The sequence below is a fragment of the Dyadobacter alkalitolerans DSM 23607 genome (genome assembly GCF_000428845.1).
Classification (GTDB): Bacteria; Bacteroidota; Bacteroidia; order Cytophagales; family Spirosomataceae; genus Dyadobacter; species Dyadobacter alkalitolerans.
Genome location: NZ_AUAS01000008.1, coordinates 137,816 through 162,475 on the forward strand (window position 1 = coordinate 137,816; position 24,660 = coordinate 162,475).

Here is a 24,660-nt window from a genome sequence, read left to right on the forward strand (position 1 = left end):
AGTGTATAAAAGCTCTTTATAATGTTAAAAACCAATCGAATTCCCACCATCTACGGGCAACGAGACGCCGGTGATGAATTTGGCGGCGGGGGAGGCGAGAAATACTGCGGCCCAGCCGATGTCGTCTGGTTTGCCCCAGGTTCCCATGGGCGTGCGGTCCATGGCTTTGTCTCGGCGCGATGGGTCGCCGTTCATGGCAGTGAGCATCATGGGCGTTTCTATAAAACCCGGAGCTACTGCATTTATCCTTACATTATAAGGGGAAAATTCGGTGGCCAGCGCTTTCACCATGCCACCAACGGCAGATTTGGAAGCTGTATAAGCCACTACGCGGTCAATTCCGTATAATGCGGCCATGGAGGTAATCATAATGATAGAGCCTTGCTTGCGCACGATCATTCGCTTGCCCACTTCTCTTGTTACGGCAAAAACCGCATGTAAATTGGTTTGAATAACACGGTCGAAATCTTCATCTGTGACTTCAATGGCGTGTTTTTTCATATTAATGCCTGCATTATTCACCAGAATATCAATCGGGCCATGCTTCGCCTCAATGCTCTCGATCAATGCGGGAATGGTGCTTAGTTGCGTGACGTCATTGGTAAAGTAATGCACATTAGGCCCGAGCGTGGCGACCGCTTCTTGCAAAACACCTTCGCGCCGACCGGTTATAACCACTTTGGCACCGGCCTGAACCATGCTTTGAGCAATGTAAAAGCCAATGCCGCTTCCGCCGCCCGTGATAAGCGCCAGTTTTCCGGCGAGTGAAAAGACATTCAAAGCGGCTGTGTTAGAATCTTCAATTTCAGGCATTTCTATAAAAATCGTAGGTGATTAAATGTTCTTGTTCGGCATTTTAATAATGAAAAGCACGCTTAATGCCCACTTCCAATCCGCGGAGCTCTGCCAATGCTTTCAATCGCCCGATGCCGGAATAGCCGGGATATGTTTTTTTGTGCAGATCATCGAGCATCTGGAAACCGTGATCGGGACGCATAGGGAGCTCAATGTCCTGATAGCCAGCTTCCTTACGTTTTTGCTCTTCGGCTAATAATGCTTTCACGACGGCGTACATATCTACATCTCCGTACAGGTGCGGTGCTTCGTGGAAATTTCGGGTGCCATCTTCGCGCTTCGTGGTTCTCAAATGCACGAAATGAATGCGGTCGCCGAAGCGTTCAATGATTTTAACAAGGTCATTATCAGCTCTTACACCCAGCGAACCGGTGCAGAATGTGATCCCATTGGCCCGTACATCACTAGCTTGCATGAGTTCGTCGAGATCGGCTTCCGTACTGACAACCCTCGGCAAACCCAATAACGACCTCGGCGGGTCATCGGGGTGAATGCAGAGGCTTACGCCCAGTTCGTGTGCCAGGGGCGCAACTTCTTTGATAAAATAATACAGATTTTCGCGCAGCTGCCGATCACCAATGTGCGCATAAGCGTCCAGCAGGCTTTGGAAATTAACAAGATCAAATGCCTCTTCCGAGCCGGGTAATCCTAATAAAACAGTGTTTGTGAGATGAGAGATTTCTTCGGGCGACATGCGCTCGAATTTTTCCCCAGCTGATTGCTGAATTTCAGGCTCGTAATCGGCCAAGGCGTTGGGCCTGCGAAGAATGTAAATGTCAAACAATGCGAAATCTTCCCAAACGAAGCGAAGGGTTTTATGGCCTTCGGGCATTGTATAGTCCAGCTGCGTACGCGACCAGTCCAGCACCGGCATGAAGTTGTAACAAACGATCCGGATCCCGCTGGCCGCAAGATTTTTTAATGATTGCTTATAATTTTCAATGTAAACTTCCCGGGTAGGAAGGCCTTTTTTGATGTGTTCATGAACGGGAAGACTTTCAACAACCAGCCATTCAAGCTTCGTAAATCGTTCATTACCAGCCTCAATCAGCGCTTTTCGTTCTGCGATCGCTTCGGGCAACCACACATCGCCTACGGGTATCTGGTGCAGCGCGCTGACAATTCCGGCGCATCCGGCCTGGCGTATGTCCATCAGTGAAACGGGATCATTAGGCCCGAACCAGCGCATGGTATGAATCATAGGATAAATTGCATATTAAGTTATAAATATGCAGACGCGATTGTTTGCGCTTTCCCCTACATCTTCACTTCAATGACAAAAATCTGCTGAGAAGCAGGCTTTCCTTCATTTTGTATCAACCGATTGAATGCTAATGTCTTACCGTCGGGTGACCATACCAAATTAGAGGGCGAGGGATCGGTAGGCTGCGTGATTTTTCCGAATCTTTGTTCAAAAGGCGCGTTGCCAATTTTGCAAATTGTAATGCTTCCCTCGTGAATGTAACCCACCGCTTTCCCGTCCGGACGCCATCTTACGTTCCCCGAAACATTAGATCCGTGTGCAGTAAGCTGACGCGGCTCCCCGCCCAATGGTGAGATCAGGAAGATCTGCTCAACACCATTTTTATCTTTTGCCAAATAGGCAAGCGAAGTTCCGTCCGGCGATGAGCGCACAATGCCTGTGCATCCTGGAAATTGGGTTTCAGCAGTGAATGTCAGTCTCCTTTGGCTTGCCCCTTTGGGAGGCATCGGGAAATCATCTCTTGTTCCTTCCAATGGCCCAAGTTCGCCGGGCTGCGTAATGTCGTTGGGGATATCGACGATAAATACTTCGTTCACATCCTGGCTGCTTTTATTTTTTACAACACCAATAAATGCTCTTGCAAGCTGCTTCTCGCCGTTTTTTAACAAATAACCATTCGTCCCAACCCAGCTGTCACCTGCTGCATGGCTGATCTGATCGCTTCCTGGTTCGGGATTTGGAACAACACGAACTACCAATGCGCTGAACCACTCACCGGAAACGTTTTCTTCATTTTTGTCGACATTTACGGGCTTTATTTTTGCGGAAACGCCTATTGTTCGCAGGTTTCGCTTTTGTCCCGTAGCATCTTCAAGGGCTTTCAGGATGGCATCATTATAAGTAAAACCGATCCATTTTCCGTCGCCGCTCCATTCGTGCCGGTGCGTGCCGCCGCGTAATGCGCCGGGCGTGAATGGAAAAGTTACATCCCGGGCGTCCATATAAATCGGAACGTTCGGGTTTGCGTCTTCAATGATCACGCCTGTTCTGCGCCATTGCTGATATGGGTTTTCCTTTGTGCTATTAGCCAGGCCATGAATAAAAACAACGGCTTGCGCGACCGGGCTATAACTCACTGCGCCCGCTCCCGGCCCCCATATTTGATTGTTTTTTATTTCAAACAAAACCTTTTTCTCACCTGTTTCAATGTTTACTTTCTCAATCTTAGCTGATTCCGCAATGCCGCCGCTGTCTGTCCGTGTGTCATAAACCAGCCATTTCCCATCGGGTGAAAAGTTGTCGTTATTGTCCAGATCGTGACGACAACCGTAATCCTGGGTAACCTGTTTCTCCTGCAGATAGGATTCTGTTTGGCAAGACAGCATTGAGAATAGCATTATTGTGATTAGAAAATAACGTTGAAATTGCATGAAGCTATTTTTGTGGTGCGCTGATGACCCCGAGATAACGCCCCATCCAGTAGGGCAAAAGCCAGATATCACCCGCACTATACTCACCGTCACCGTTTCGGCCTTCCCGGTCCAGGCTGAACATGTTGGCATTGTGGCGCTGAACCTGGCGCTCGTCGGGCGGGAGCACTTCCCTGGTGGTTTGCCGGCGGAAGTTAGGTTCGATCAACTCAATGTCTTTACGGTGGCTGTTTTTAATGTTCCAGTCGATCAGGTCGAGCGGGTGTTCCTGTAAATACCAGACCGCTTCTTTCAGATCAAAATCTTTTACTCCGGTCATTGCTGTGAAAATGTTCCAGGCGCCTTCTTTTTCAGGACGCTCAACCTGCCAGTGATCAAGGATCTGCTGCTTGTATTTCACTTTCAGTGTATCATTAAGTGCGTAGCGATAGAGGCCCCAGTAACCCACAAAGTACATTTCATCATCGGAATGGTTCCAGCCGTCGGACATGTGCTTACTGTGCTCATCCGCGTCTGCCGGGGCTTGTCCGATCACTTTCATGGAACGCATCATGTTCTCGAAATAGCCATGCTTGTTCATCAATTCAAACGCTTTGGCTTTGTATTTTTCTTTTTTTGTAAAATGATAAGCCGTCTGCAGCATGGACACAATGTTGGAAGAATTCAGCTTCCGGTCCCCAACATTGATTGGAAAAGCATTCACATACTCAGGGTTCCATTTGCCCCACATGGTCGGTTTTCCATCAAAATCTATCAGATATAAATCATTTTTAATGATGTGCGACATCAACGTGTCAATCAGCGCAACCGCCCGTTTTTTCATAGACGGATCATCGACAAGCTCTGCCATGGCACCGAATGCGAACACATGCCCGATCACTTCATCGCTGCTGGTGGTCGATTTCCAATCCCATTCTTTTTCAGCAGAATGCTGCCAACGCTCGCTGTCACTCAGCTCCTTAATGTGCCCCGATCGCTCAAAAGAGCGCGCCGGAAAGCCGGGAATTCCGGTTACCGAGTACAATCTTTCCAAAGCGTCCAGGGATTCCTTGCAATTTTTCAGTGCTTCGGGATCTTTTGTCACGGCGTAGCGGAAAATTTCGCCGCCCAGATACATGGAGGTCCAAAGTCCGTCATTATCAGAATCTTCCATAAAACCCGTTGCAACATTTCCGTGATCCATGTTAACCAGTGAGGCATTAAACCCGTTTCTGATGTGCCGCTGCCTTACTTGTTTTTCAAACAGCAAAGCTTTTTCTTCAAGCGACATGGATTTGAAATTGATCTGACCTAACCCTTTGTTTGTCAATATCAAAACTGAATTTTTAGGCCCTTCTGCAATGTCAACGACCTTGTTGCCCGGCAGCCAGCGCTCACCATAGTAGTAATCGAACTTATTATCTGCCCGGAGTGCAAATGCGCCTTCATCTGATCCAAACCAGATGCGGTTATTCACCTCTTTCACGGCTGTTATCTTATTGACCGGAAGCTTGTTGTGGATAGTCCCGGTTTGTTTTTTTGAGGTTATATCAAAAACATGATAGCCATTGCTGGTTCCGATTATAATGTTCTTTTCTTTATTAGCGAGGTCGAAAGCCGTGAAGTTGTTCCCTGAAAAAGCCTTGGTCAACACATTATTTCCAACCGGAAGATTATAAAGCGACTTCCTTCCCAGTATCCAGAACTGATTCCCTGTGCTTTGGAAAACAATGTCCAAAACCTCGTCATCGGGCAGATTGCCGCTCCAGATGTTCTTTGAATCCTGAGCCAATTGCAGCGACTTGCCATCCGATATCAGGAATGCAATGTTGTTGCCGCCGGCAAAAATGCTGGCTTTGGGCAATGTATGTTTTGAAAGGAGTGTTCCGGCCCAGGCGTTGCTGAGGATGAAGGATTCGGTCAGATATACATGCTGGTCCTGGTAGCTTGCGATTGCGGCGATCTTTTTGTCCTTCATAAACCGATAGGAATTATCTGCGCGAATGCTTCCCGGATATAAAAACTGGCCGTTTTCAGGGTGTAGCAAGCCATCCTTGCCCAGGATCTGCATATTCTCATTCCGGTCGGCAATGACCTGCTGCAAATTCATGCCCTCATTAGCGTAGAATTTGATGCTGTAATCCTGTTTGAATGGCTTATCCTGATGGACGGTCTGTGCGGAATTCTTGCCGACGGATAATGTCATCAAGAGGAAAATCAGGGGCAGGAAACGGAGGTTGGGCGTTTTAAGCATTAACTATTTATAGGTTTAGTATTGTATTTTTTGTGTTGGCATGAAGCGGACTTTCCCCTTCCGCCTGATCTCTATAATAACTTCGGATCTACGATGACGTATTTGATTGATTTTTTGCCTTTTTCCGGATGGTAGGAATAGGTCATGTGTAACAGGCCATCGGCAGTCTGAATGAGCGAAGGGTAGGAGTAGCCGCCTTTTTTGGATTTATCGTTTTCGATCCAGCCGCGTTTCCAGGTTTTTCCTTCATCTGCGGAAATCCGGAGGGTCAGTTCGTAACGTCCGTCATCGATGTCGTTTCCCAGAAAAGCCCATTTACCATCATTCAAAACCAGGAATTCTACACTGGCGGTGTTAGGGATGTCTGTTTTTCGCGTTGCTGTCCAGCTTTCGCCATTGTCTAAGGATTCGCTGTAATGTACGCGTGTAGGCGGGTCACCGCTGTCGCGCATGAAGGCGACCAGATTACCATTTTTTTTCAATCCCAATGCCGGCTGGATGGGGCCGCGGCCTACAATGGGCAAGCCCGGGCGCCAGGTTGCGCCGTGATCTTCCGAAATGGCTGTTAAGGAAAGGTTATAGCCGTCGGAGTAGAGCGGCAGTACGATTCTTCCGTTTTCCATTAGCAATGGTTTGATCCGGGTCATCCAGCCAATGCTCCGTTTTACAGGATCTTTTGCAGCCTCCTGGATCATGCCGTCGTATCTGGGTGCGTACCCGGCCCATCCTGCGTGATTTGCAGGAAGATCTTTAAACTTTTTTGCGACTTCGACAGCAAATTTGTCATCGGGTTTTAGCAGAATATTGTCCTGCCCGGTCCAGTTCGGTGCGCCGTCGCCGTTATAATCGGTTGTCGTTTTTGTTCTTAAAATAGACTGTTCCCACAGGTTAGCCAGCACGGCAATCCAAACCAGGAACAGCTTACCCTTTGCATTCAGAAACAGAACCGGGTTGCAATCGGGAATGTGCGGCGTATCGGCCAACAGGAATGGTTCGCTCCAATTTTTTGCTCCCTTTTTTAATCTTGAACCCATGATGCGCACATCGTCCGCCGTGCGCTCGCCGCTTCCCTGGAACCAGGCAACGAGAAAATCGCCATTCGGTAAGCTCACAATGCTGCTTCCATGAACGTGCTGTTCTTGTTGTGGAAAAATGAGCATTTGCTGTCTGACGGCACTGTTTTGGGCAAAAGTGGCTGTTACAGATAGCAGCGATAACAAAAAAGGAAAGAATATTTTCATACTAATCATTTGATCATGTTTATATAACGGCCCATCCAGTAAGGCAGGAGCCAAAATACCGGCTCCCGTTCTACTTGCGGGTTGCCACCAGCCATTGTCCAGGGATTTTTATCCCAACGCACGGTCATGCGGATACTTGCGGGCTGCAATGCATCCACCTGCTGATCTTCCAGAACCGGCGTTCTTACAATTTTCAGGTCTTCTCTTTTGCTATGGTCAATTGGCCAGTCGATTAAATCCAGTGGCGTATCGACGAGGAAATCGATGGAGTTATCCAGCTCTGCTTTCTGGCCGGATGAATAGCTATATATAAAGTTAATGAGCGGGTTATGGTCTGCCTTTCGTTTTTCAAACCATTTGTTTAAATGCGCTTTGTAAAAATTCAGGCGCTCGGGATCTTTCTCGCATTTGAGCAAGATCGGATAAAGGTAAGCTTGCAAAACCACGTCAAAGTAAATAAACCAGGCGGGGTTCTGGTTCGTGACTTCTCCCATGTTTTCAAGATATTTTTCATCCTTTATGAGCCTTATGTACTCATTTTCATACTTTTTATTACCAGTTACGTGATAGGCCAGCGTCATGAAAGCGAGCAATTCCATCGAATTCTGGTTGCGGTCGGGAAGCCATTCGGGATCTCGGTTGAGCTTGTCGGGTGACCAGACGGACCAGCGTGTATGTGTGCCGTCGACGTCTGTCAGATTCAGGTTATTTTTCATTAAATGATCCACAATCCTGGCAATATGCGCTGCTATGACCTTTTTCTCGTTTGCGTCCGCGACCAATGTGTAGTAGAAATAATAGCCAAACATATGTCCGCACATTTCATCGCTGCTTGTATCACCTTTCCAGAGCCACTTTCCATCTCTGGATTTGTGCCAGCGTACTTCCACAGGCTTGAAGCGCGGTTCTTTGACGAGTTCATCCGCTTTTTCTCTTTCAGTAAAAGTCCGGTTGGCGTCATGCACGTTTTCCCAATCCGATGGGACAATAGTTCTGGCGAAAAAGCCATCCGTATCTGTCACTTCCTGCAATAATTTCAGGAAACCAAATGCCTTCGCAGCATTGGCTTTTGCTTCCGGGCTTTTTGTGGCAGCATATCTGAAGCTTTCCATGGCGAGGTAATTTCCTGTGTATTCGCCGTCATTATCATCATCATCGGGCTGCCACGAAGTTGTATCGCCGGGAATCCGCAAATGTGCCTGACCGGCAATCCAGGGTGCGCGCATGTGCCTTTTCATTAATATATTGTAGAAAAAGGCACTTTTTTGTGCCAATGTCATCATTCTCTTCCGGATCGCGCTCACACCCTTTGGCGTTGCGATCCACGCCGTTCCCTCCTTGTCAAATGCGATTTTGTTAATCTGGTCATCCATTAACCAGCGCCTGGAAAACAGCAACGAATGGCTGCCATCAGGCCTGAAACGTACAATGCCTGCCTGCGTGCCTACCCACATGGAGCTGTCAGGCGCATAACGGACGGATGTAACGTAGACAGATGGAATGCCATTTTCGGGTTTAATTTCTTTTTCTTTTTTATCCAGACCACGAATCGTGATGCCACCCAGTCCACCGATCCAAAGTTTATTGTTCCCATCCAGCGCCAGACCTTTGGCATAACCGCTGATTAATGCGTCGGTTTTATAGTAATGGCTTAAACCGGTTTTTGTCCAGTGATACATTCCCACATCCGTAGCAATCCATAAGCCCTTGTTTTGATCTGAAATCACATCCCGAACGGATCTGGAAATGTTGCCGTTAACTTTCTGGAAACCTTTTCCTTCGTTGACCCAAAAACCACCCGGCCCCAATGCGTATACGCCTTCTTTTGCTGCACAAATGGCCGAGACAGGCCCTTGTGGTCCGCTTACTTTTTCCAGTCGGCCCGCTTTATAGGAGAATACTCCGTTCCAGGTTCCGAGCCACATTGTGCTGTTCGCGTCTGATTCTACGGCATAAGCGGGACCGTTGTCGTTTCCACTGATAATGCTGGACCAGTCGCGGCTATCCTTCTTTTTTTGAAAAATGCCGGCTGCTGTGGCGATCCAGATCGCAGATTCCTGGTCAACTGCAATGCTCCTTACATCGTTTTCTGCATTTCCGCTTCCTACGGGAAATGCTTCATGAAATTCCTGAATAAAAGGTTTATCTTGATAACTGACGTTTGCGGATCTGTCGGGCTGCTCCTTTTTACAGGAAACAGCCAGTACGAAGGAGACCAGCAAAAGGCAATTTTTTAAAAGTCTTTGCGCGTGGCCGTTCATGCGTCGGCGTATTTTACATTTTCCTGAAAGAGGAGGGTTATGAGTTTTTTGTATTGGGAAAAATCGGGAATGAGCAAATGTGCACCTGCTTTTACGAGACGTGGCCGTTTTGCCGGATTGTGGCCGAAACGCTGGACTTCATTGCTGGTAATGCCCACCGCAATGCCGCCAGCGCGCCTGCCTTCACGGATTTCGTCCGGGCCGTCACCAAAAACAGCCAGTTCATTTCCGTTAAGATTGTTGTCCTTAATGATCTTTTCGATGATCATTTTTTTGGAAAACTTGGTGTAATCCTTCAATGCACCATAAATACCGCCGTCGAAAAGATGTGCATAGCCAAGCATTTCAGCTTCATGCTTAACATCTTCGGCGTCTGTTCCGCTGGCGAGATACATGGTTACACCTTGTTCTTTCAGCTCCTGCAAGAAGGCAACGGCACCTTTCATGGTGTAGTCTTCCTGTCCAAGTTCTCCCGCAGCCAGCTTCTCCATCCGCTTGTTGACCATTTCCATTAAGCCATCATTATATAATGCTTTGTACTGGAATTTGTCCAGAATCTCATGCTCAGGCACATATCCCGCTTCCCGAACAAGGTTCACCAAACCTTCCATCTGGTAAATCGTCTGAATGCCAGTCGTTTTATGGATAAACTCTTTTACCTGGCCCAAAACCTTATGGAAAGCATTGGCGTCGATTGTATCGTAATGGTCGCCTAGAATGGCCTTCATCATGACCGGCTCCATAATTTCTTCCCAGCCCTGCCGCAGCGAGCTAATCGTTCCATCGTGATCGAAAACAGCATAGCGGATCTGACCCAGCTTTTCCAGCACGCCTGGTTCGCACAGTTCAACTTCCGTATCCTGCAAAAACACGGCACTGCGTTCGTTTTCTGCCAGATCAGCATTATAGATAAAATCAGGATCCTGGCTTACCGAGAGAATTTCCTGAGCATTGGCTGTGCCGGTGGTGTACAGTTTCTGAACCGTGACGGCTGCCGCGAAATTGCCGAATGTGGCGGCTTCAACGGGAGGGAAACCGGCTGCAAGGCAAAGCGTGATGGCGCTGATGGCCGTATCGCCTGCGCCAACCGTGTCCAGCTTGCTTTTGAGCTGGATTCCGTGGACTTCCCGGGCACCCGTTTGATCGAATGCGATTATTCCGCGTTCGCCGCAAGTCACAAACACCGGCTTTTTGTACTTTTCGTAAACCGCGCGACCATATTTTTTTACCTCCGTGATCGGAACATTATCGCCGGGATTTACAAGTTCACCATTCAATGACGCTATTTCCCGGTCGTTGCATTTGAGAAACGTGTTTTCAAAGCGATCATTAAAATGCCTGGAATCGAGCATCACGATCTTATCACTGTATTTCGCGAAGAGCGCGTTAGCCTGATCTATAAAGTGTGCATTATTAATGCTTCCTGTGACTTGCTGATTAAAAATCAGTGCATCCGATTCCTGTGATGCCTGTTCAATCGCTGCGAGGAGATTTCGATCCGTTTCGTCGCTGCGTTCATTATATACGCCGAAATCAATGCGGGGTTCTTCCTTTCCGTCAACGAGCCTTTTCAGGTAACTATATGTACTGAAATGCTCCTTCTGAATAAATAGCGCACTTGTATCCGCTCCCAAATTTTCCAGTTGCGACCGCAATTCCCTGCCCTGCATATCGTCTCCGATGGTCCCGATCACGCGGATCCCGGCGGGTTTCAATGCGGATAAATTGGCTACAACATTGGCAGCGCCGCCCGGCGTATAGTAATGTCTGGTAACGGCCTGGGCCTGCAAGCCGGTTTCAATCGAAACTTCCGATCCACGTTCATCCATAATCCAATAGGAATCGAGGCAGAAGTCGCCATAGACGGCGATTTTGACTGAGGATATTTTTTCGATGATATGTTGAATGCGGCTTTGGTCCATGGATAACGATTCGGCTTTTGGAATATAATACTCCTGATCACAAATGACAGGCTATCGGCGCTCACGGCATTTTGCTGAAATGTTATAAAATTGTTAACCGGCTCTTTTGCTCCCTGCGTAAAAAGTCCGTTTTTAATAGTAGATTCTGCTAAGAAATGACTGATAATGAGTATATATAACGGCTGATCGCTGTTTGTTTAACTAAATATTAATAAAACTGGATTGCGCAAATTGAAGATATTTTTACGCATTTTGCGATTTGCATTTCAAAATCTAAGCGTAGATTTATGAAAGAATTACGAATAAGCCGCTCAACATAAAACTTTGCCGCATCGAAGAAAAGCAAAATTTACAATTGCTTTGGTAATGTTTTGACCAATGAAATTTTAGAAAATATCCTGATAGTCAATTTTATTTCGATTTTGTGACGATGTAATCTTTAATAATGGTTCATGTTACTATATCAAGAAATAAAGTTGTAAAAGAAATATTTTCTCTATTGAATGTACGTGCTAACCCTATATATAATTCGATAAAACTCTACAACCGTGGCCTACCCTGACGAAAATATCCTGAGAAAAGTAACGCAAGGCGACGAACAGGCTTTTGCTGAACTTTACAATTATTATAAGGCTCCTGCTTTGCGTTTTACCACGTCTTTGTTGAAAGATGAAGAAGAGGCGGAAAACATGGTTCAGGATGTTTTTATTAAAATTTGGGTGAAAAGAGATCACATTAAGCCCGAGTATAACTTCAATTCTTACCTGTTTACCTGCCTGCGGAATATGGCTTTTGATCATTTCAAGAAGATCGAAAAGAGCGAGCTGTTACGTAAGAATTACATGGAAGCCATCAGAATGGCGGATGAAGACGAAAAGGAAGAAGGAGAAAGGAGGATCAGCCTGATTGTAGCGGCTGTGGATTCGCTTTCGGTGAAAAGAAGGCAAATTTTAAAGCTGAATATTGAAGAAGGGAAATCTTATCAGGAGATCGCTGAGTTTCTTAGGATCTCTAAAAATACAGTGAAAAACCAGCTGGTTAAGGCGAAGCAGATCCTGAGAGAAAAGGTGGATTTTGCGACAGCGTATTAAAGCTTTTCAAACGGTCATAAAAAAAGCAGAAGCGCGATTGCTTCTGCTTTTTTTATTTCAAATTGCCTAATTTGGCGAGATCCAGATCTTTTAGTGCGTCTTTAAGCTGATCCACCGTAATGTGGTCGCCCTGCACATTGACGACGAAGCGATCGGCTACGAGCACATTCACTTCCCCGGATTTGCCTTCGTTGTCGTATTTCTCGAACGCTTTATATCCCTCGATTTTTGTTGTTTTTTCGTATCCGGTGGTCGTTTCTTTATCAATTTCGGCCATCGACCAGCCTGCAAGTGCCATGGTCGATACACCGGCAATGCCTCCCGTATCGACAATTTCAATGTTCAGATTTTCGTCGCCTTCACCTTTGTATTTGGCGCTTGCCGTAGAAACAGTGAAACCCATCGCTCCTGATTTTTCGCCGGTGGCTTCCGTGCGGGACATGCCGGCAATTTTTTCAGGCATGAGCTCTTTCAGTTTCCGAAAGTCGATCGGGTCAACGGCTTCGCGGCTTCCCATTTCTTTTGCTTTATCGGCAAATGCCTCCAATGCATCGACAGCGGATTTATCAGCCTCCTGCTCAGCGCCTTCCTGCTCGGCCCCTTCTTTATCTTCCTGCTTCCCTCCGCAGCTGCTCAAAAGCATGGCAGACGCAAGCACCAACGACAGCATAAACGATGTTTTCATCTTGACGGGTTTTTAAATTCAATATTAAATTATCCGGCCAGTTGATGCGTTGATTTTCTCGACTGGTAAATAAAATATAAACCAAGTAATACGGCTGGTATACTCAGAATCTGACCCATATTCAGCAGATAATTGGCTTCGAATGCTTCCTGGTTTTCTTTCAGGAATTCGTATAGGAAACGTAAGGTGAAGACCCAAACGAAGAAAATCCCGACCATTAAGCCACGCGGCGTCGCTGCCTTGTATTTGTTCCATATCCAAAGCAGGATAAAGAAGAGTATAAAACACGAAATGGACTCATAAAGCTGGGCGGCGTGGCGGGGAATCTGACGGAATTCGGTGTTTTGAACAAAAACAAAACTCCAAGGAACATCGGTAGGCTTACCCACGATTTCGGAGTTCATTAAATTTCCAAAACGGATGAATGCGCCAGCCAGTGCGATCACTATCACCATCCTGTCGGCAACCCATAAAAACGTTTGCCCGGTTGCGGTTCTTGATCGGGAATAAAGCCAAAGACCTGTTATGATCCCGATAATGGCTCCATGGCTCGCCAGACCGGCATAGGGAGGAAGAATTACTTCAAGCGGTTTTTTGAAAAGAACTTCTGGCTCGTAAAATATAAAATGGCCGAGGCGCGCTCCGATGACCGTGGACAGCACCATATATAATGTGAGCGAATCAATATCTTCCAGCGGTTTTCCTTCTTTCTTGAAAACATGGATCATTACTTGTTGTCCAACGAGGAAGCCGGCGGCGAAGAGGAGGCCATACCAGCGTACAGGAAATGGTCCAAAATCACCAATTTGAGGAATAGTGAAAATTTCAGGACTGACATTCCATATTATATACGAAATCATGCTTTTATGATGTTAATTGCCAAATATACTACTTTGACACAAGAAGCGAAATGAAATTTTTACTCATCGGGCTGGTTCGGATTTACCAGGGTGTGCTGTCTCCTTACCTGCCTAATTCTTGTCGGTATACGCCCACTTGTTCGCAGTATATGATCGAGGCAATCAGCAAGCATGGCGTTTTAAAAGGCACCTGGTTGGGCTTAAAACGGTTTTCAAGATGTCATCCGTGGGGCGGTCACGGACATGATCCGGTTCCTTAACCAATCGCCACTTTCCGCAGAATGGAATCAATGATCGCCATTGTTCTTACGCCGTCTGCTTCTGCTTCGTAGTTGAGTAAAATCCGGTGGTTCATAATGTCGGGTGCAAGCTCCTTAATGTCTTCCGGCAACACATAATCGCGTCCTTCCAGATATGCTAGCGCTTTTGCCGCGCGGTTCAGATAAATGGTTGCGCGTGGCGAAACGCCAAACTGGATGTAACGCGCCTCATCACGAAGCCCGTAATCCAGCGGTCTGCGGGTGGCGAAGACCAGCTCGATAATGTATTTTTCAAGCGTTTCCGAAATGTTCACTTTGTTGACATTGTTCCGAATCGCGAAAATATCCTCTTTGTTCAGGATCGGTTTGATCTGGTAGTCATAGTTAATGTCCGACATGCGGCGCATTACTTCCAGTTCTTTGTCCTTTTCAAGATAATCGACGTAGACTTTCATCATAAAACGGTCGATTTGCGCTTCCGGAAGCGGATATGTTCCTTCCTGCTCCACAGGGTTCTGCGTGGCGAGCACCACAAATGGCCGGTCGAGCAGATAAGTTTCATCCCCGATCGTCACCTGTTTTTCCTGCATCGCTTCCAGCAAAGCAGACTGCACCTTGGCAGGAGAGCGGTTCACCTCGTCGGCAAGAATGATATTTGAAAAAATAGGCCCCTTTTTAACCTCATAATCCCCAATCTTAGGCTTATAAATCATTGTCCCGATCAAATCGGCGGGCAACAGGTCGGGCGTAAACTGGATCCTTTTAAAATCAAGGTGCAGCACCTTTGCCATTACGTTGATTGTCAATGTTTTGGCTAGTCCCGGCACGCCTTCCAGCAGAATGTGGCCGCCGGTGAAAAGGCCTATCAGGAGCCTGTTGAGCAATTTATCCTGCCCTACAACCACCTTACCCATCTCATTCAGCACATCCTTTATTTTCTCTATATACATTGATGATTGGTCTATATGTTGGCGGTTTTCCTTTGGCCCCCGGCCCCTGAAGGGGTGTTTTGGCGGTTTTGGTTCTTGGCGGTTTTCCTTTGGCCCCCGGGCCCCTGAAGGGGTGACTACCGATACGCTAGACACCCCTTCAGGGGCCGGGGGCCAAAGGCGGATGTTTACTTCCAGATCGCCCTTACGAAGCGGTCTTTTCCGTGGATGTCGCGCAGAATTTCAACGTTCTTGTAATGTCTTTCCTCAAAAACCTGCTTGGTTCCAGCTCCAAAGTGCTCGTTGATCTCTACGTAACACTTTCCTTCGGGTTTTAAATGGTGTATGCCAAAATCTGCGATGGCTTTGTAAAACAGCAATGGGTCGCTGTCTTCCACGAACAATGCTTCATGGGGTTCAAAGCGGAGGACATTCGGGCGCATGTGTTCTTGCTCGGAATAAGTTACATATGGCGGGTTACTCACGAGGCAGTCAAATTGGATAATGTTGCCGGGGAGCGGGAACGTGACATTAAGCATATCCTGCTTGGCAAACGTTACATCTGCAATGAGCTGACGCGCATTTTCGCGGGCAACTTCAAGGGCTTCGTCCGAAACATCCCAGGCGTGTACCGAAACGTGTGGCAGGAAACGTGCGAGCACAATGGCAATGCAGCCACTGCCGGTTCCAATGTCCAGGATAGAAATATTTTTGTCAGGTTCTGCGTAATCGCGGGTGACCATTCTTACCAGCTCTTCCGTTTCAGGGCGCGGGATCAGTACGGAGGATGAAACGCGGAATTCGAGTCCGCAAAACTCGGTGGATCCGATGATATGCTGAACAGGTTCATTGTCATTCAACCGCGCGATAATCGTATCCCAATCCGGCTGTGCCGTGTTTTCAGGAACCGGTCTGTCCACGAGTACATCAATATTGCGAAGCCGCATATAATGTTCGAGCAACATAAAAGCGATTGCCTGCGCTTCTTTTTCGGGATAAACTGTAATGCCTTTTAGTATATATTGATATAACTGACGTGCCGAAGTCATTTTCTGGTGTTTTTTATTCCAATGTCGGAAAGTTAGCAAATAATAGGAACTCACGAAAGTTGAGTTTAAAAGGAGGTTTGTATTTTTGCCGGATGGACGCAGATATTCAATGGATGAGACGGGCTTTGCAGCTTGCCGGCAACGGTCGGGGAAGTGTAAGTCCTAACCCGATGGTGGGGTGCGTGATCGTCCATGAAGGCAACATCATAGGAGAGGGCTGGCACCGGCAGTATGGCGGTCCGCATGCGGAAGTTTGGGCTGTTAACAATGCGGAATTGAAAGGAAATGCGCATTTGCTGCCGGCATCCACTGCCTATGTTACATTGGAACCTTGCTCACATACGGGCAAAACCCCTCCCTGCGCGGATCTGATCATTAGTAAGCAACTCAAAAAAGTGGTCATTTGTAATAATGATCCTAACCCACTGGTGTCCGGAAGAGGCATTTCGCGTATGCTGGATGCTGGGATTGAGGTTGAAATCGGCGTGCTGGCGGCGGAAGGTTTGGCACTTAATAAGCGGTTTTTCACTGCTATGGAGCAAAAAAGGCCTTTTGTAGTCCTGAAATGGGCCGAAACGGCGGACGGATTTCTGGGACCGGAAACGGGCGGGGCGCTGCGGATCAGCGGAACGCTTTCAAACATGCGTGTGCATCAATGGCGGACGGAGGAAGACGCAATTTTGGTAGGTTATAAAACCGCATTAATGGACAATCCCCGGCTGAATGTGCGCAACTGGGAAGGCCGTGATCCGGTGCGCGTTGTGCTGGACAGACACTTGCAGCTTCCGCAGACATTGAATGTGTTTAGCAAAATACAGCCGACGATTGTTGTTAATTATTTGCAGGAGAGCAGCTCGCCGGATTCGCCAGAGCGTTATTCGTCCAGTTTGAATATTAGTTATTTAAAAGTAAACCCAGGTGCAGACGAGATCGGACAAATGCTCAAAAGCCTGTTAGCCAGGAAAATTCAGTCCGTCTTCGTCGAAGGCGGTGCAGCAGTGATCAATGCGTTTTTGCAGGCTGGCTTATGGGACGAGATTCGCCGTTGCCAGGGCCCGGCGGTTATTGGTTATGGTGTAAAAGCCCCTGTTGCAACCGGCATTCTTACATCGTCCGAAAAAGTCGAAAAAGATCTCTGGACTTATTATTCCCGCATTTAAACGCTCCACAAGTTTTCCTCCTGCGTCCAGATCTCCCAGGCTTTTTCTGCTTGCAGTTCCAGCATTTTCAGGCCATTCTGAACAGCTGCGCCCTTTTCAGCCCCTTTTTTCAGGAACAATGTTTCCGCAGGATTGTAGACCAGGTCGTATAGATAATGCTTTTTGGTAACGAACTGATAAGGGATATTAGGGCACTCCTCAATTTTCGGATACATGCCCAGCGGCGTTGTGTTGATGATCAATAAAAATGAATTCATGACTTCTTCCGTCAATTCCTCATACATGATGGAGTCATCACTTTTCTGGCGGGAAACCAGCTTATAATCCATATGCATATCCTGCAAAGCAACCTGAACCGCTTTGGCAGCTCCGCCATTTCCTAGCACCAATGCACTGAAATTGCTGCACTTTTCACCCCGCTTGTCCATCCATTCTTCCAGCGACTGGCGGAAGCCGTAATAGTCTGTATTGAAACCTTTTGTGCTGCCGTCGGCATATATTTTGATGGTGTTAACCGCTCCGATGCGCTCCGCAGAGGCATCGTCCAGATCATCCAGATAGGAGATTACCTCTGTTTTGAAGGGAATAGTCACATTCAAACCTTTCAGATCCGTCTTCTTTTTTAATAAAGCCGGCAATCCTTCCAGTGAGCTCATTTCAAACAGTTCGTAGCTGCTTTCCCTAATCTTCTCGCGGAGAAACTTGTCGGTGAAATAGCGCTTTGAAAAAGAGTGGGTCAGGGGAAATCCGATCAGGCCGTATAGGTTCATAGAGTCTGTGCGCGCTGGTGGCAACGCAAAAATAACGTGGAAAATAAATTGCGAAGTTAACCCAGTGGTCAGGCAAATACAAAATTAATGTGACCTGCGAAATGTGAGCTGAGTATTCACAACAAATAAGAAGCTCAAATTGGGTCAATTGAACGAGTTATTAATCTAAATATCAGCTAGTTGATTCATAGTGTTGGCAACTAGTTAAACAATGCTAGAATTAATTTGTAAATCGAGCATATTTACACTAGAATTACCTGTTGTACTTATTTATAAAATGTTATGGAATGGAAGAAACTTTACCACACACTATCGTTTTTAGCATTAACCTCCCTATCAGTTACCGCCCAGAACGGTAAGGACTATAAGGTCTTTTTAAATAGCGGGTCATTCACTCCCGAAAAAAATATCAGCGCCAACAAGCAAGGTGCCAATCTCAGAACGACGGCAGATGGTTCGCGCACTTTCGTGGTGATCCAGTTTGAATCCATTCCGAACAATGCGGAACGGGATGAGCTCAAAAAGCAGGGTATTGAGTTGCTGGATTACATTCCGAACAATGCTTACACAGCAACAGTCGCCGGCAATTCGGATAAAAGTGCGCTGGCGCGTATGCACGGACGGGCCATTTTTGAATTAACTCCTGAACAAAAAATGCAGCCAGTGCTTGCCAAAGGGCAGCTCCCTGTTCACGCAGTCAGGTTACCGGGCACGGTAGACGTCTGGATTAATTATCCCCGATCTTTTACTTACCAGGAAATCAGCAGCCAGTTGAAGGCAAAGGGTTTTGAGATTATTTCGGATCAATATAAAGATTATCAGGTTATTGCCTTACGTATTCCGGATAACCGCGTTAAGGAGCTTGCCGGACAGCCATTTGTCCAGTATGTGCAAGCCGCACCAGCTCAGGATAAAGCATTTAACAACCGGAGCCTTGTAAATGGGCGTGCCGGTTTGCTGCATTCAACATTACCCAATGGCCGTAAGCTGACAGGAAAGGGTGTTGTCCTTGGGCATGGTGATGATGCCAATCCTATGCTGCACATTGATTTCAATAACCGCATTATTAACCGGGCGGCCATTGAAGCGGGGCAGCATGGCATGCATACCATGGGAACCATGGCCGGGGCAGGCATTATGAACGAGCTTTATGCAGGTTATGCGCCCAAAGCGACCATTGTTTCGCAAAGTTTCTCCAATATCATTGCCTATTCGCCGCAGTATGTGAGTGATTTTGGAATGGTTGTGACTAATAATTCTTACGGTGGTGAGATAAACAATTGTGAAACCTACGGCATTTACGATCTCTATTCGCGCATTCTAGACGAACAGGCATTTCAATTGCCTAATCTTCAACACGTTTTTTCGGCTGGTAACAGCGGTGGAGGCACGTGCTCTCCGTATCCACTGGGTTTCGGCAATGTCATCAGCGGTTATCAGACTGCCAAAAACGTGATCAGTGTAGGCAATACGACCGATGGGGGAGCGATCGCCAGCAATTCAAGCGTGGGGCCCGTGCGTGACGGGCGCATCAAGCCGGAAATTGTGGCATTAGGCTCATCGGTGCGGTCGACGATTCCCACCAACCTTTATACCAATGGCAGCGGAACGAGTATGTCGAGCCCGGCGATTTCGGGTGGTCTGGCGTTGCTTTACGAGCGGTTTCGCCAGGTTAACGGCGGTGCCAATCCTAAAAATGCATTGATGAAAGCGCTGATCTGCAATGGCGCAACGGACAGGGGAAATGAAGGCCCGGATTATAAATATGGCTTTGGCTGGATGGATCTTTCGCGGTCTGTGAAAATGCTGGAAGATAAAAGTTACGTCAGCGGGGCGGTTGAACATCAGCAGACTGCGACGCATAGCATTCAGGTCCCGGCAGGTACGGCGCAGTTGAAAGTAATGCTGTATTATAATGATCCGGCAGCGGCAGTGCTTTCCACTCAAAACCTGGTCAATGACCTGGATTTGAAGGTATTAGATCCATCAAACAATCCGGCACTTCCCAGGCTGCTCGATCCTACGCCATCAAAAGTAAATGCAACGGCGACGACCGGTGCCGACCATGTCAATAATGTGGAGCAGGTTACCATTAATAATCCTGCTGCGGGGAATTACACAATCTCGGTCAATGGCCACGCCGTTCCGCAGAACCCTTCTCAGGAGTATTTCGTCGTTTACGATTTCATTCCTGCCGCAACCGCCATCACCTACCCGCTCGGTAATGAGCGATTGAAAGACGGGGATGCCCTGATCATCAGCTGGAATGCTCCTACGGATCAGCAAAGCACTTATACAGTTCAGTATTCAACCAATAATGGTGGTTCATGGACAAATATTGCCGTGAATCTCGCTGCTGCAATAAGGCAGACAACCTGGACCATCCCCGCTGGGACGATCACGGATCAGGCCAAAATCAAGGTCATTCACAAGAAAAATAACAATGTGGTTGGCGAAAGCAGCACCGAAGCTTTTACCATTGTCGGCATTCCGGCCCTGACTTTATCCAGCCTGCAATGTGAGGGTTACATCTCCCTCGACTGGACCGCCGTCCCTGGCGCAACGGACTACGAAATAATGCTTTTGAAAGGCGAAGAAATGATGCCTGTGGGCACCACGACACAAAACAAGTATGTGCTGAGCGGAATGTTGAAAGATTCTACTTATACCATGTCCGTCCGGGCGCGCATCAACGGGCATCCGGGCAGAAGAGGCCTTGCCATTTCGAGAAGGCCGGATAGCGGAACCTGTGCCGGTACGATTTCCGACAACGACCTGAAAATTGAATCCATACTGACACCCGCTGGTTCCGGGCGGAAAAACACCTCTTCGGAGCTTGGTAATACGATTTTTGTGAAGATAAGGATCAAAAACCTGGATGATGTGGATTTCAACGGGCCTGTTGAGGTGGGTTATGTCCTGGACGGGCAGGCGATCCCGCCGCAGACTATATCGCCTTTTATCGAAAAAGGACAAACATATGACCATACATTCAGCATCGGCGCTGATTTGAGCCAGGTACGTGATTATAATTTGCAGGTTTTTATCCACGGTCAGCCTGATCTAATTTCAGCTAACGATACGCTTACCAAAAGTTTCAGGCAGCTGCCCAATGATCAGATCGCTTTGCCTTTTTTGGATGACATTGAAAACCTGCCCATTCAGACCTGGGTGAAAAGTCAGACGGGGCTCACTGGTGACGGCAGATATGATTTCAGTTCTTCCACCACGGCCGGACGTTTGAGGACGTTTCTGAACACCGGCATGGCCGCCTCGGGCCAAAGGGCGTTGACGCTCGACGCGAACCGTTATTTTTCAGCAGGAAACATCAGCTATCTGGACGGAACATTCAATATGGCCGCTTTTGATGTAGAAGATGTGGATGTAAGGTTGAATTTTAAATACAAAAATCACGGACAAAAGACCAATGCCAACAACCGCGTCTGGATTCGTGGAGCAGACAGCGATCCCTGGATTGAAGCTTATGACCTGTTTGCAAACCAAAATTCTCCCCAGGACGGCTATAAAATGCCGCAGGGCATCGAGCTCAGCAAACTGCTGGCTTTGAATAACAAAAATTTCTCATCCAGTTTTCAGGTCCGCTGGGGCCAGTGGGGCAAGATCATCGCTGCCGATTACATGACCGGGGCGGGTTATTCATTTGATGACATTATGCTTTATGTGGTTACGGACGACATTCAAACATTGGCTGTTACCCAGCCGGCAGCTGAGAATTGCGGCCTAGGCAATGCTGAACAGATTGTTGCACAAATTCGCAACAGCTCAGCGAGGAACATTACCAACATTCCGGTTTACCTGCAACTGAACGATGGTTCCATTATCAGCGATACCATTGCTTCGCTAGCCAAGCGGACTACCATCGACTATACTTTCAATGATAAAGTAGATTTGTCAGCTTACGGCTGGCATGTGATCAAGGTTTGGGCTGGTCTGGATACGGATAGTTACCGGTTGAATGATACGCTGACGGTGAAAATCCATAACGCGCCGGTGATCAGCGCTTATCCTTATCTCGAAAATTTTGAAAGCAATGACGGCCATTGGTATACCAAAGGAGTAAACAGCTCCTGGCAGCACGGAAAGCCTGTTTCTACGCAAATAAACACGGCTCCCAGCGGGAAGAATATTTGGAAAACCAACCTTGCAGGCACCAACAACGACCGGGAAGAATCTTATCTGATATCACCCTGCTTCAATGTTACCGGGCTGAATGCACCCACATTGAGTTTCAGCGTGGCGCTCGATATGGAAGTTTGTGACCCCGTGCCGTGCGACATTGCTTACCTGGAATATTCGGGTGATGGCGGCGCATGGGCGAGGCTGGGGATTCAGGGGCAGGGCACAAGTTGGTATAACAAAACATACTCCGGAAAAGGGTCCTGGAGCATCCAGGATTTTGTAAGATGGCACGTGGCCACCATTCCGTTGCCCACGGGGTTTGCCAGTTTGAAGATACGCTTTGTTTTCAGTGCCGATAATTTCAATAACAGGGAAGGCATCGCTTTGGACGACATCCATATTTATGACCAGGCCAATGGTATTTATGACGAAGCAAGCACGGGTTCACCCATTACGCAAAATGTTCCCGCCTCCAATAATTGGGTGCATTTTCTGAAAAACAATAAGCTTGTGGCGTCGGTTAATGCCAATGGGCAAAATATCGGCAATACGGATGTGCAGGTTTATGTGAACACTTCGGGCGTCAGACAGGCTAATAGTAATTATTATCTGGATAAAAATTTTACAATCAAACCGCAAAATTCCAATCTGGCTGATTCGGCCGTGGTAAGGCTTTATTTCCTGGAAAGTGAGACGCTGGCATTGGTAAATGCAACGGGCTGTAACACCTGTGACAAGCCGGCCAATGCTTATGAGTTGGGAATTTCGAAGTTTAAGAGCACGGACCTGTCCAAAGAGGATGGTAACATTGATAACAGTTTGGGTATCGGATGGACTTTTCACCCATCGGCTAATGTTAAGAAAGTGCCTTATGACAGAGGTTATTATGCTGAGATGAAGGTAAAAATATTCTCTGAATTCTGGCTTGCCAAAAACTTCATCGGTTCCGGTGAAGCATTGCCTGTTTCGCTGATCAGCTTCTCGGCCAGGAAAAAAGATGCCGATGGTGATAAATCGGTTTTGCTCGAATGGGAGACTACTTCCGAAGAAAACTTTGACCATTTCGAGATTGAAGTAGCAGCTGGAAATGACGCCTACCGCCAGAATCAATTCGTGAAATTGGGTGAAATGATATCCCGCGGCGGTTTGAACGTGACACAGCGTTATGCATTTACAGACAAGCGTTCATCCCAAACGGGTGTGCTTTATTATCGTGTAAAAATGGTGGACACGGACAAAAGTTACCAGTATTCGAGCGTTAGACCTGTGTTTTTTGATGATAAACCATCCTGGCAGGTTTACCCAAATCCTTCCACAGGTATGTTTTATGTCACTTATCAGGCCAATATGGGTGCGGAGGTGACCGTGAATGTATATGACAACGGCGGCCGTATGTACCAAAGCTCAAAATCGGCAGCAACGGGTTTTGTCCAAAAGCATAAAATGGACCTTACCGGCGCGGAATATGGTTCCGGGACTTATTTACTGGAAGTGGTGAGTGGAAAGGAAAAGCAGATCTTTCATGTTTTGAAGCATTAAAGCGGTTAAATTTGCGCAAAAGTGTTTTTCTTAATGATTGCCATGCATAAAATAATACTGATATTTTGTCTTTTAACTTGTTCCCACGTGTATTCTCAAACAGGAAGCCGGCTCCCCAAAACATTAATTCTGGATACGGACATCGGCCCGGATTATGACGATGTGGGCGCCATGGCGGTTATGCATGCCTTGGCAGACAAGGGGGAAGTAAGGCCATTGGCGGTGATCGCTTCCAATAAAAATGAATATGTAGTGCCTACGATCGACTTGATCAATACATATTTTGGACGACCCGAACTGCCAACCGGAGCGCCGAAAGGAGCGGGAGCGCCAGCCTTTGGCGCTACGCAAAAATGGCCCGAAATGCTGGTCGAAAAGTATCCACACAAGATCAAAAGTACAGCCGACGCAGAAGATGCGGTAACGGTTTATCGTAAAATTTTAGCCAAACAACCGGATCAGAGCGTAACTATCGTCACCATTGGTTTTTTAACAAACCTGGCAAATCTGCTTGATTCGAAGCCCGATGCACATTCTCCCTTGTCGGGACTGGGCCTGGTTAAGAAGAAAGTAAGCGGCCTTGTGAGCATGGCCGGTAAATTCCCGGCAGGACGCGAATACAATGTATATGCAGACTCACTCGCCTCTCAGAAGGTTTTCACGGAATGGCCCACGGAAATCATTTTCAGCGGTTTTGAAATAGGGCAGGAGATCCGGACCGGTGTGAATGTGATTGCAAATGAAAGGTTAAAAGGCCCCGTTAAAGATGCTTACCAAATGGCCATGTCCAAAAGCAAGGAGGATGCCGATGGCCGCCAGAGCTGGGACCAGACTGCCGTGCTCGTCGGCGTGCGTGGTGTACAGCCTTATTTTGGACTAAAACGCGGGAAGATCGTCATCACAGACGGGAACAACTCCTGGCAGGACGACCCCATGGGCCCGCACGCTTACCTTACACCCGGCATGCCAACTGCCCAGCTCACTGCATTGATCGAAGGATTAATGATGTGGGAAGGTAAAAAATAGGTCCG

17 protein-coding genes are annotated in these 24,660 nt (G+C 47.4%); 5 read left to right on the forward strand and 12 right to left on the reverse strand.

All coding sequences use genetic code 11. The features are described 5' to 3' along the window. Window positions 1-24: 24 nt before the first annotated feature. From G395_RS0117245 to G395_RS0117275, 7 genes are all read right to left on the reverse strand, one after another. Complete coding sequence (locus G395_RS0117245) at window positions 25-813, reverse strand: SDR family NAD(P)-dependent oxidoreductase (RefSeq protein ID WP_051350222.1); 789 nt, start codon at window positions 811-813, stop codon at window positions 25-27. Window positions 814-856: 43 nt separating this feature from the next. Next, window positions 857-2,056, reverse strand: a complete 1,200-nt coding sequence (gene uxuA / locus G395_RS0117250; protein WP_026631199.1) for a mannonate dehydratase — start codon at window positions 2,054-2,056, stop codon at window positions 857-859. Between the two features lie 56 nt (window positions 2,057-2,112). Then, window positions 2,113-3,444, reverse strand: coding sequence for a DUF3748 domain-containing protein (locus G395_RS0117255; protein ID WP_026631200.1), 1,332 nt, complete (start codon window positions 3,442-3,444; stop codon window positions 2,113-2,115). A gap of 49 nt (window positions 3,445-3,493) precedes the next feature. Next, the gene (locus G395_RS0117260; RefSeq protein WP_035361622.1) at window positions 3,494-5,722 is read right to left on the reverse strand and encodes a ligand-binding sensor domain-containing protein; all 2,229 of its coding nucleotides are present in this window, start codon (window positions 5,720-5,722) and stop codon (window positions 3,494-3,496) included. 71 nt (window positions 5,723-5,793) lie between these two features. Further along, window positions 5,794-6,963, reverse strand: coding sequence for a sialidase family protein (locus tag G395_RS0117265; protein ID WP_035361624.1), 1,170 nt, complete (start codon window positions 6,961-6,963; stop codon window positions 5,794-5,796). Between the two features lie 5 nt (window positions 6,964-6,968). After that, window positions 6,969-9,224 carry a ligand-binding sensor domain-containing protein gene (locus G395_RS0117270; protein ID WP_026631203.1) on the reverse strand — a complete coding sequence of 752 codons (2,256 nt, stop codon included), beginning with the start codon at window positions 9,222-9,224 and terminating at the stop codon, window positions 6,969-6,971. Continuing rightward, a complete protein-coding gene (locus G395_RS0117275; protein WP_026631204.1) occupies window positions 9,221-11,146 on the reverse strand; it encodes a PfkB family carbohydrate kinase in 1,926 nt (641 codons plus the stop codon). The genes G395_RS0117270 and G395_RS0117275 overlap by 4 nt, the downstream gene beginning before the upstream one ends. A 548-nt stretch (window positions 11,147-11,694) precedes the next feature. Between G395_RS0117275 and G395_RS0117280 the strand changes: the two genes are divergently transcribed. Then, a complete protein-coding gene (locus G395_RS0117280) occupies window positions 11,695-12,237 on the forward strand; it encodes an RNA polymerase sigma factor (protein ID WP_026631205.1) in 543 nt (180 codons plus the stop codon). 52 nt (window positions 12,238-12,289) lie between these two features. On the opposite strand, the gene G395_RS0117285 is transcribed toward G395_RS0117280, so the two are convergent. Beyond that, on the reverse strand, window positions 12,290-12,922 hold the full coding sequence (locus G395_RS0117285; RefSeq protein WP_026631206.1) for a hypothetical protein: 633 nt from the start codon (window positions 12,920-12,922) through the stop codon (window positions 12,290-12,292). 29 nt (window positions 12,923-12,951) lie between these two features. Then, entirely contained in the window at window positions 12,952-13,782 is an 831-nt protein-coding gene (lgt, locus tag G395_RS0117290) for a prolipoprotein diacylglyceryl transferase (protein WP_026631207.1), read from the reverse strand. A 50-nt stretch (window positions 13,783-13,832) separates the two neighbouring features. On the opposite strand from lgt, the gene yidD reads away from it, so the two are divergent. Next, window positions 13,833-14,042 (forward strand): membrane protein insertion efficiency factor YidD, encoded by a 210-nt coding sequence (gene yidD / locus G395_RS0117295; protein ID WP_026631208.1) that lies wholly within the window; start codon window positions 13,833-13,835, stop codon window positions 14,040-14,042. Here yidD and G395_RS0117300 read toward each other — a convergent pair. After that, a complete protein-coding gene (locus G395_RS0117300; protein ID WP_026631209.1) occupies window positions 14,039-14,992 on the reverse strand; it encodes an AAA family ATPase in 954 nt (317 codons plus the stop codon). The genes yidD and G395_RS0117300 overlap by 4 nt on opposite strands. A 167-nt stretch (window positions 14,993-15,159) precedes the next feature. Further along, window positions 15,160-16,020, reverse strand: a complete 861-nt coding sequence (prmC, locus tag G395_RS0117305; RefSeq protein ID WP_026631210.1) for a peptide chain release factor N(5)-glutamine methyltransferase — start codon at window positions 16,018-16,020, stop codon at window positions 15,160-15,162. A 92-nt stretch (window positions 16,021-16,112) separates the two neighbouring features. Here prmC and ribD point away from each other — a divergent pair, with 92 nt between their 5' ends. Beyond that, window positions 16,113-17,180, forward strand: coding sequence for a bifunctional diaminohydroxyphosphoribosylaminopyrimidine deaminase/5-amino-6-(5-phosphoribosylamino)uracil reductase RibD (ribD, locus tag G395_RS0117310; protein ID WP_026631211.1), 1,068 nt, complete (start codon window positions 16,113-16,115; stop codon window positions 17,178-17,180). On the opposite strand, the gene G395_RS0117315 is transcribed toward ribD, so the two are convergent. Then, the gene (locus G395_RS0117315; protein WP_026631212.1) at window positions 17,177-17,950 is read right to left on the reverse strand and encodes a shikimate dehydrogenase family protein; all 774 of its coding nucleotides are present in this window, start codon (window positions 17,948-17,950) and stop codon (window positions 17,177-17,179) included. The two genes, ribD and G395_RS0117315, sit on opposite strands and share 4 nt — an antisense overlap. Before the next feature lie 282 nt (window positions 17,951-18,232). Here G395_RS0117315 and G395_RS0117320 point away from each other — a divergent pair, with 282 nt between their 5' ends. Then, window positions 18,233-23,629 (forward strand): S8 family serine peptidase, encoded by a 5,397-nt coding sequence (locus G395_RS0117320; RefSeq protein WP_026631213.1) that lies wholly within the window; start codon window positions 18,233-18,235, stop codon window positions 23,627-23,629. Window positions 23,630-23,716: 87 nt separating this feature from the next. Further along, window positions 23,717-24,655: a nucleoside hydrolase gene (locus G395_RS0117325; protein ID WP_229204205.1), complete on the forward strand. Its 939-nt coding sequence runs from the start codon at window positions 23,717-23,719 to the stop codon at window positions 24,653-24,655. Window positions 24,656-24,660: the final 5 nt, after the last annotated feature.

What these genes read in the sequence shown, in the direction of transcription:
- G395_RS0117245 (WP_051350222.1), bottom strand. Translation starts at nt 813, where the DNA reads ATGCCTGAAATTGAAGATTCTAACACAGCCGCTTTGAATGTCTTTTCA.
- uxuA (WP_026631199.1), bottom strand. Translation starts at nt 2,056, where the DNA reads ATGATTCATACCATGCGCTGGTTCGGGCCTAATGATCCCGTTTCACTG.
- G395_RS0117255 (WP_026631200.1), bottom strand. Translation starts at nt 3,444, where the DNA reads ATGCTGTCTTGCCAAACAGAATCCTATCTGCAGGAGAAACAGGTTACC.
- G395_RS0117260 (WP_035361622.1), bottom strand. Translation starts at nt 5,722, where the DNA reads ATGCTTAAAACGCCCAACCTCCGTTTCCTGCCCCTGATTTTCCTCTTG.
- G395_RS0117265 (WP_035361624.1), bottom strand. Translation starts at nt 6,963, where the DNA reads ATGAAAATATTCTTTCCTTTTTTGTTATCGCTGCTATCTGTAACAGCC.
- G395_RS0117270 (WP_026631203.1), bottom strand. Translation starts at nt 9,224, where the DNA reads ATGAACGGCCACGCGCAAAGACTTTTAAAAAATTGCCTTTTGCTGGTC.
- G395_RS0117275 (WP_026631204.1), bottom strand. Translation starts at nt 11,146, where the DNA reads ATGGACCAAAGCCGCATTCAACATATCATCGAAAAAATATCCTCAGTC.
- G395_RS0117285 (WP_026631206.1), bottom strand. Translation starts at nt 12,922, where the DNA reads ATGAAAACATCGTTTATGCTGTCGTTGGTGCTTGCGTCTGCCATGCTT.
- lgt (WP_026631207.1), bottom strand. Translation starts at nt 13,782, where the DNA reads ATGATTTCGTATATAATATGGAATGTCAGTCCTGAAATTTTCACTATT.
- yidD (WP_026631208.1), top strand. Translation starts at nt 13,833, where the DNA reads ATGAAATTTTTACTCATCGGGCTGGTTCGGATTTACCAGGGTGTGCTG.
- G395_RS0117300 (WP_026631209.1), bottom strand. Translation starts at nt 14,992, where the DNA reads ATGTATATAGAGAAAATAAAGGATGTGCTGAATGAGATGGGTAAGGTG.
- prmC (WP_026631210.1), bottom strand. Translation starts at nt 16,020, where the DNA reads ATGACTTCGGCACGTCAGTTATATCAATATATACTAAAAGGCATTACA.
- ribD (WP_026631211.1), top strand. Translation starts at nt 16,113, where the DNA reads ATGGACGCAGATATTCAATGGATGAGACGGGCTTTGCAGCTTGCCGGC.
- G395_RS0117315 (WP_026631212.1), bottom strand. Translation starts at nt 17,950, where the DNA reads ATGAACCTATACGGCCTGATCGGATTTCCCCTGACCCACTCTTTTTCA.
- G395_RS0117320 (WP_026631213.1), top strand. Translation starts at nt 18,233, where the DNA reads ATGGAATGGAAGAAACTTTACCACACACTATCGTTTTTAGCATTAACC.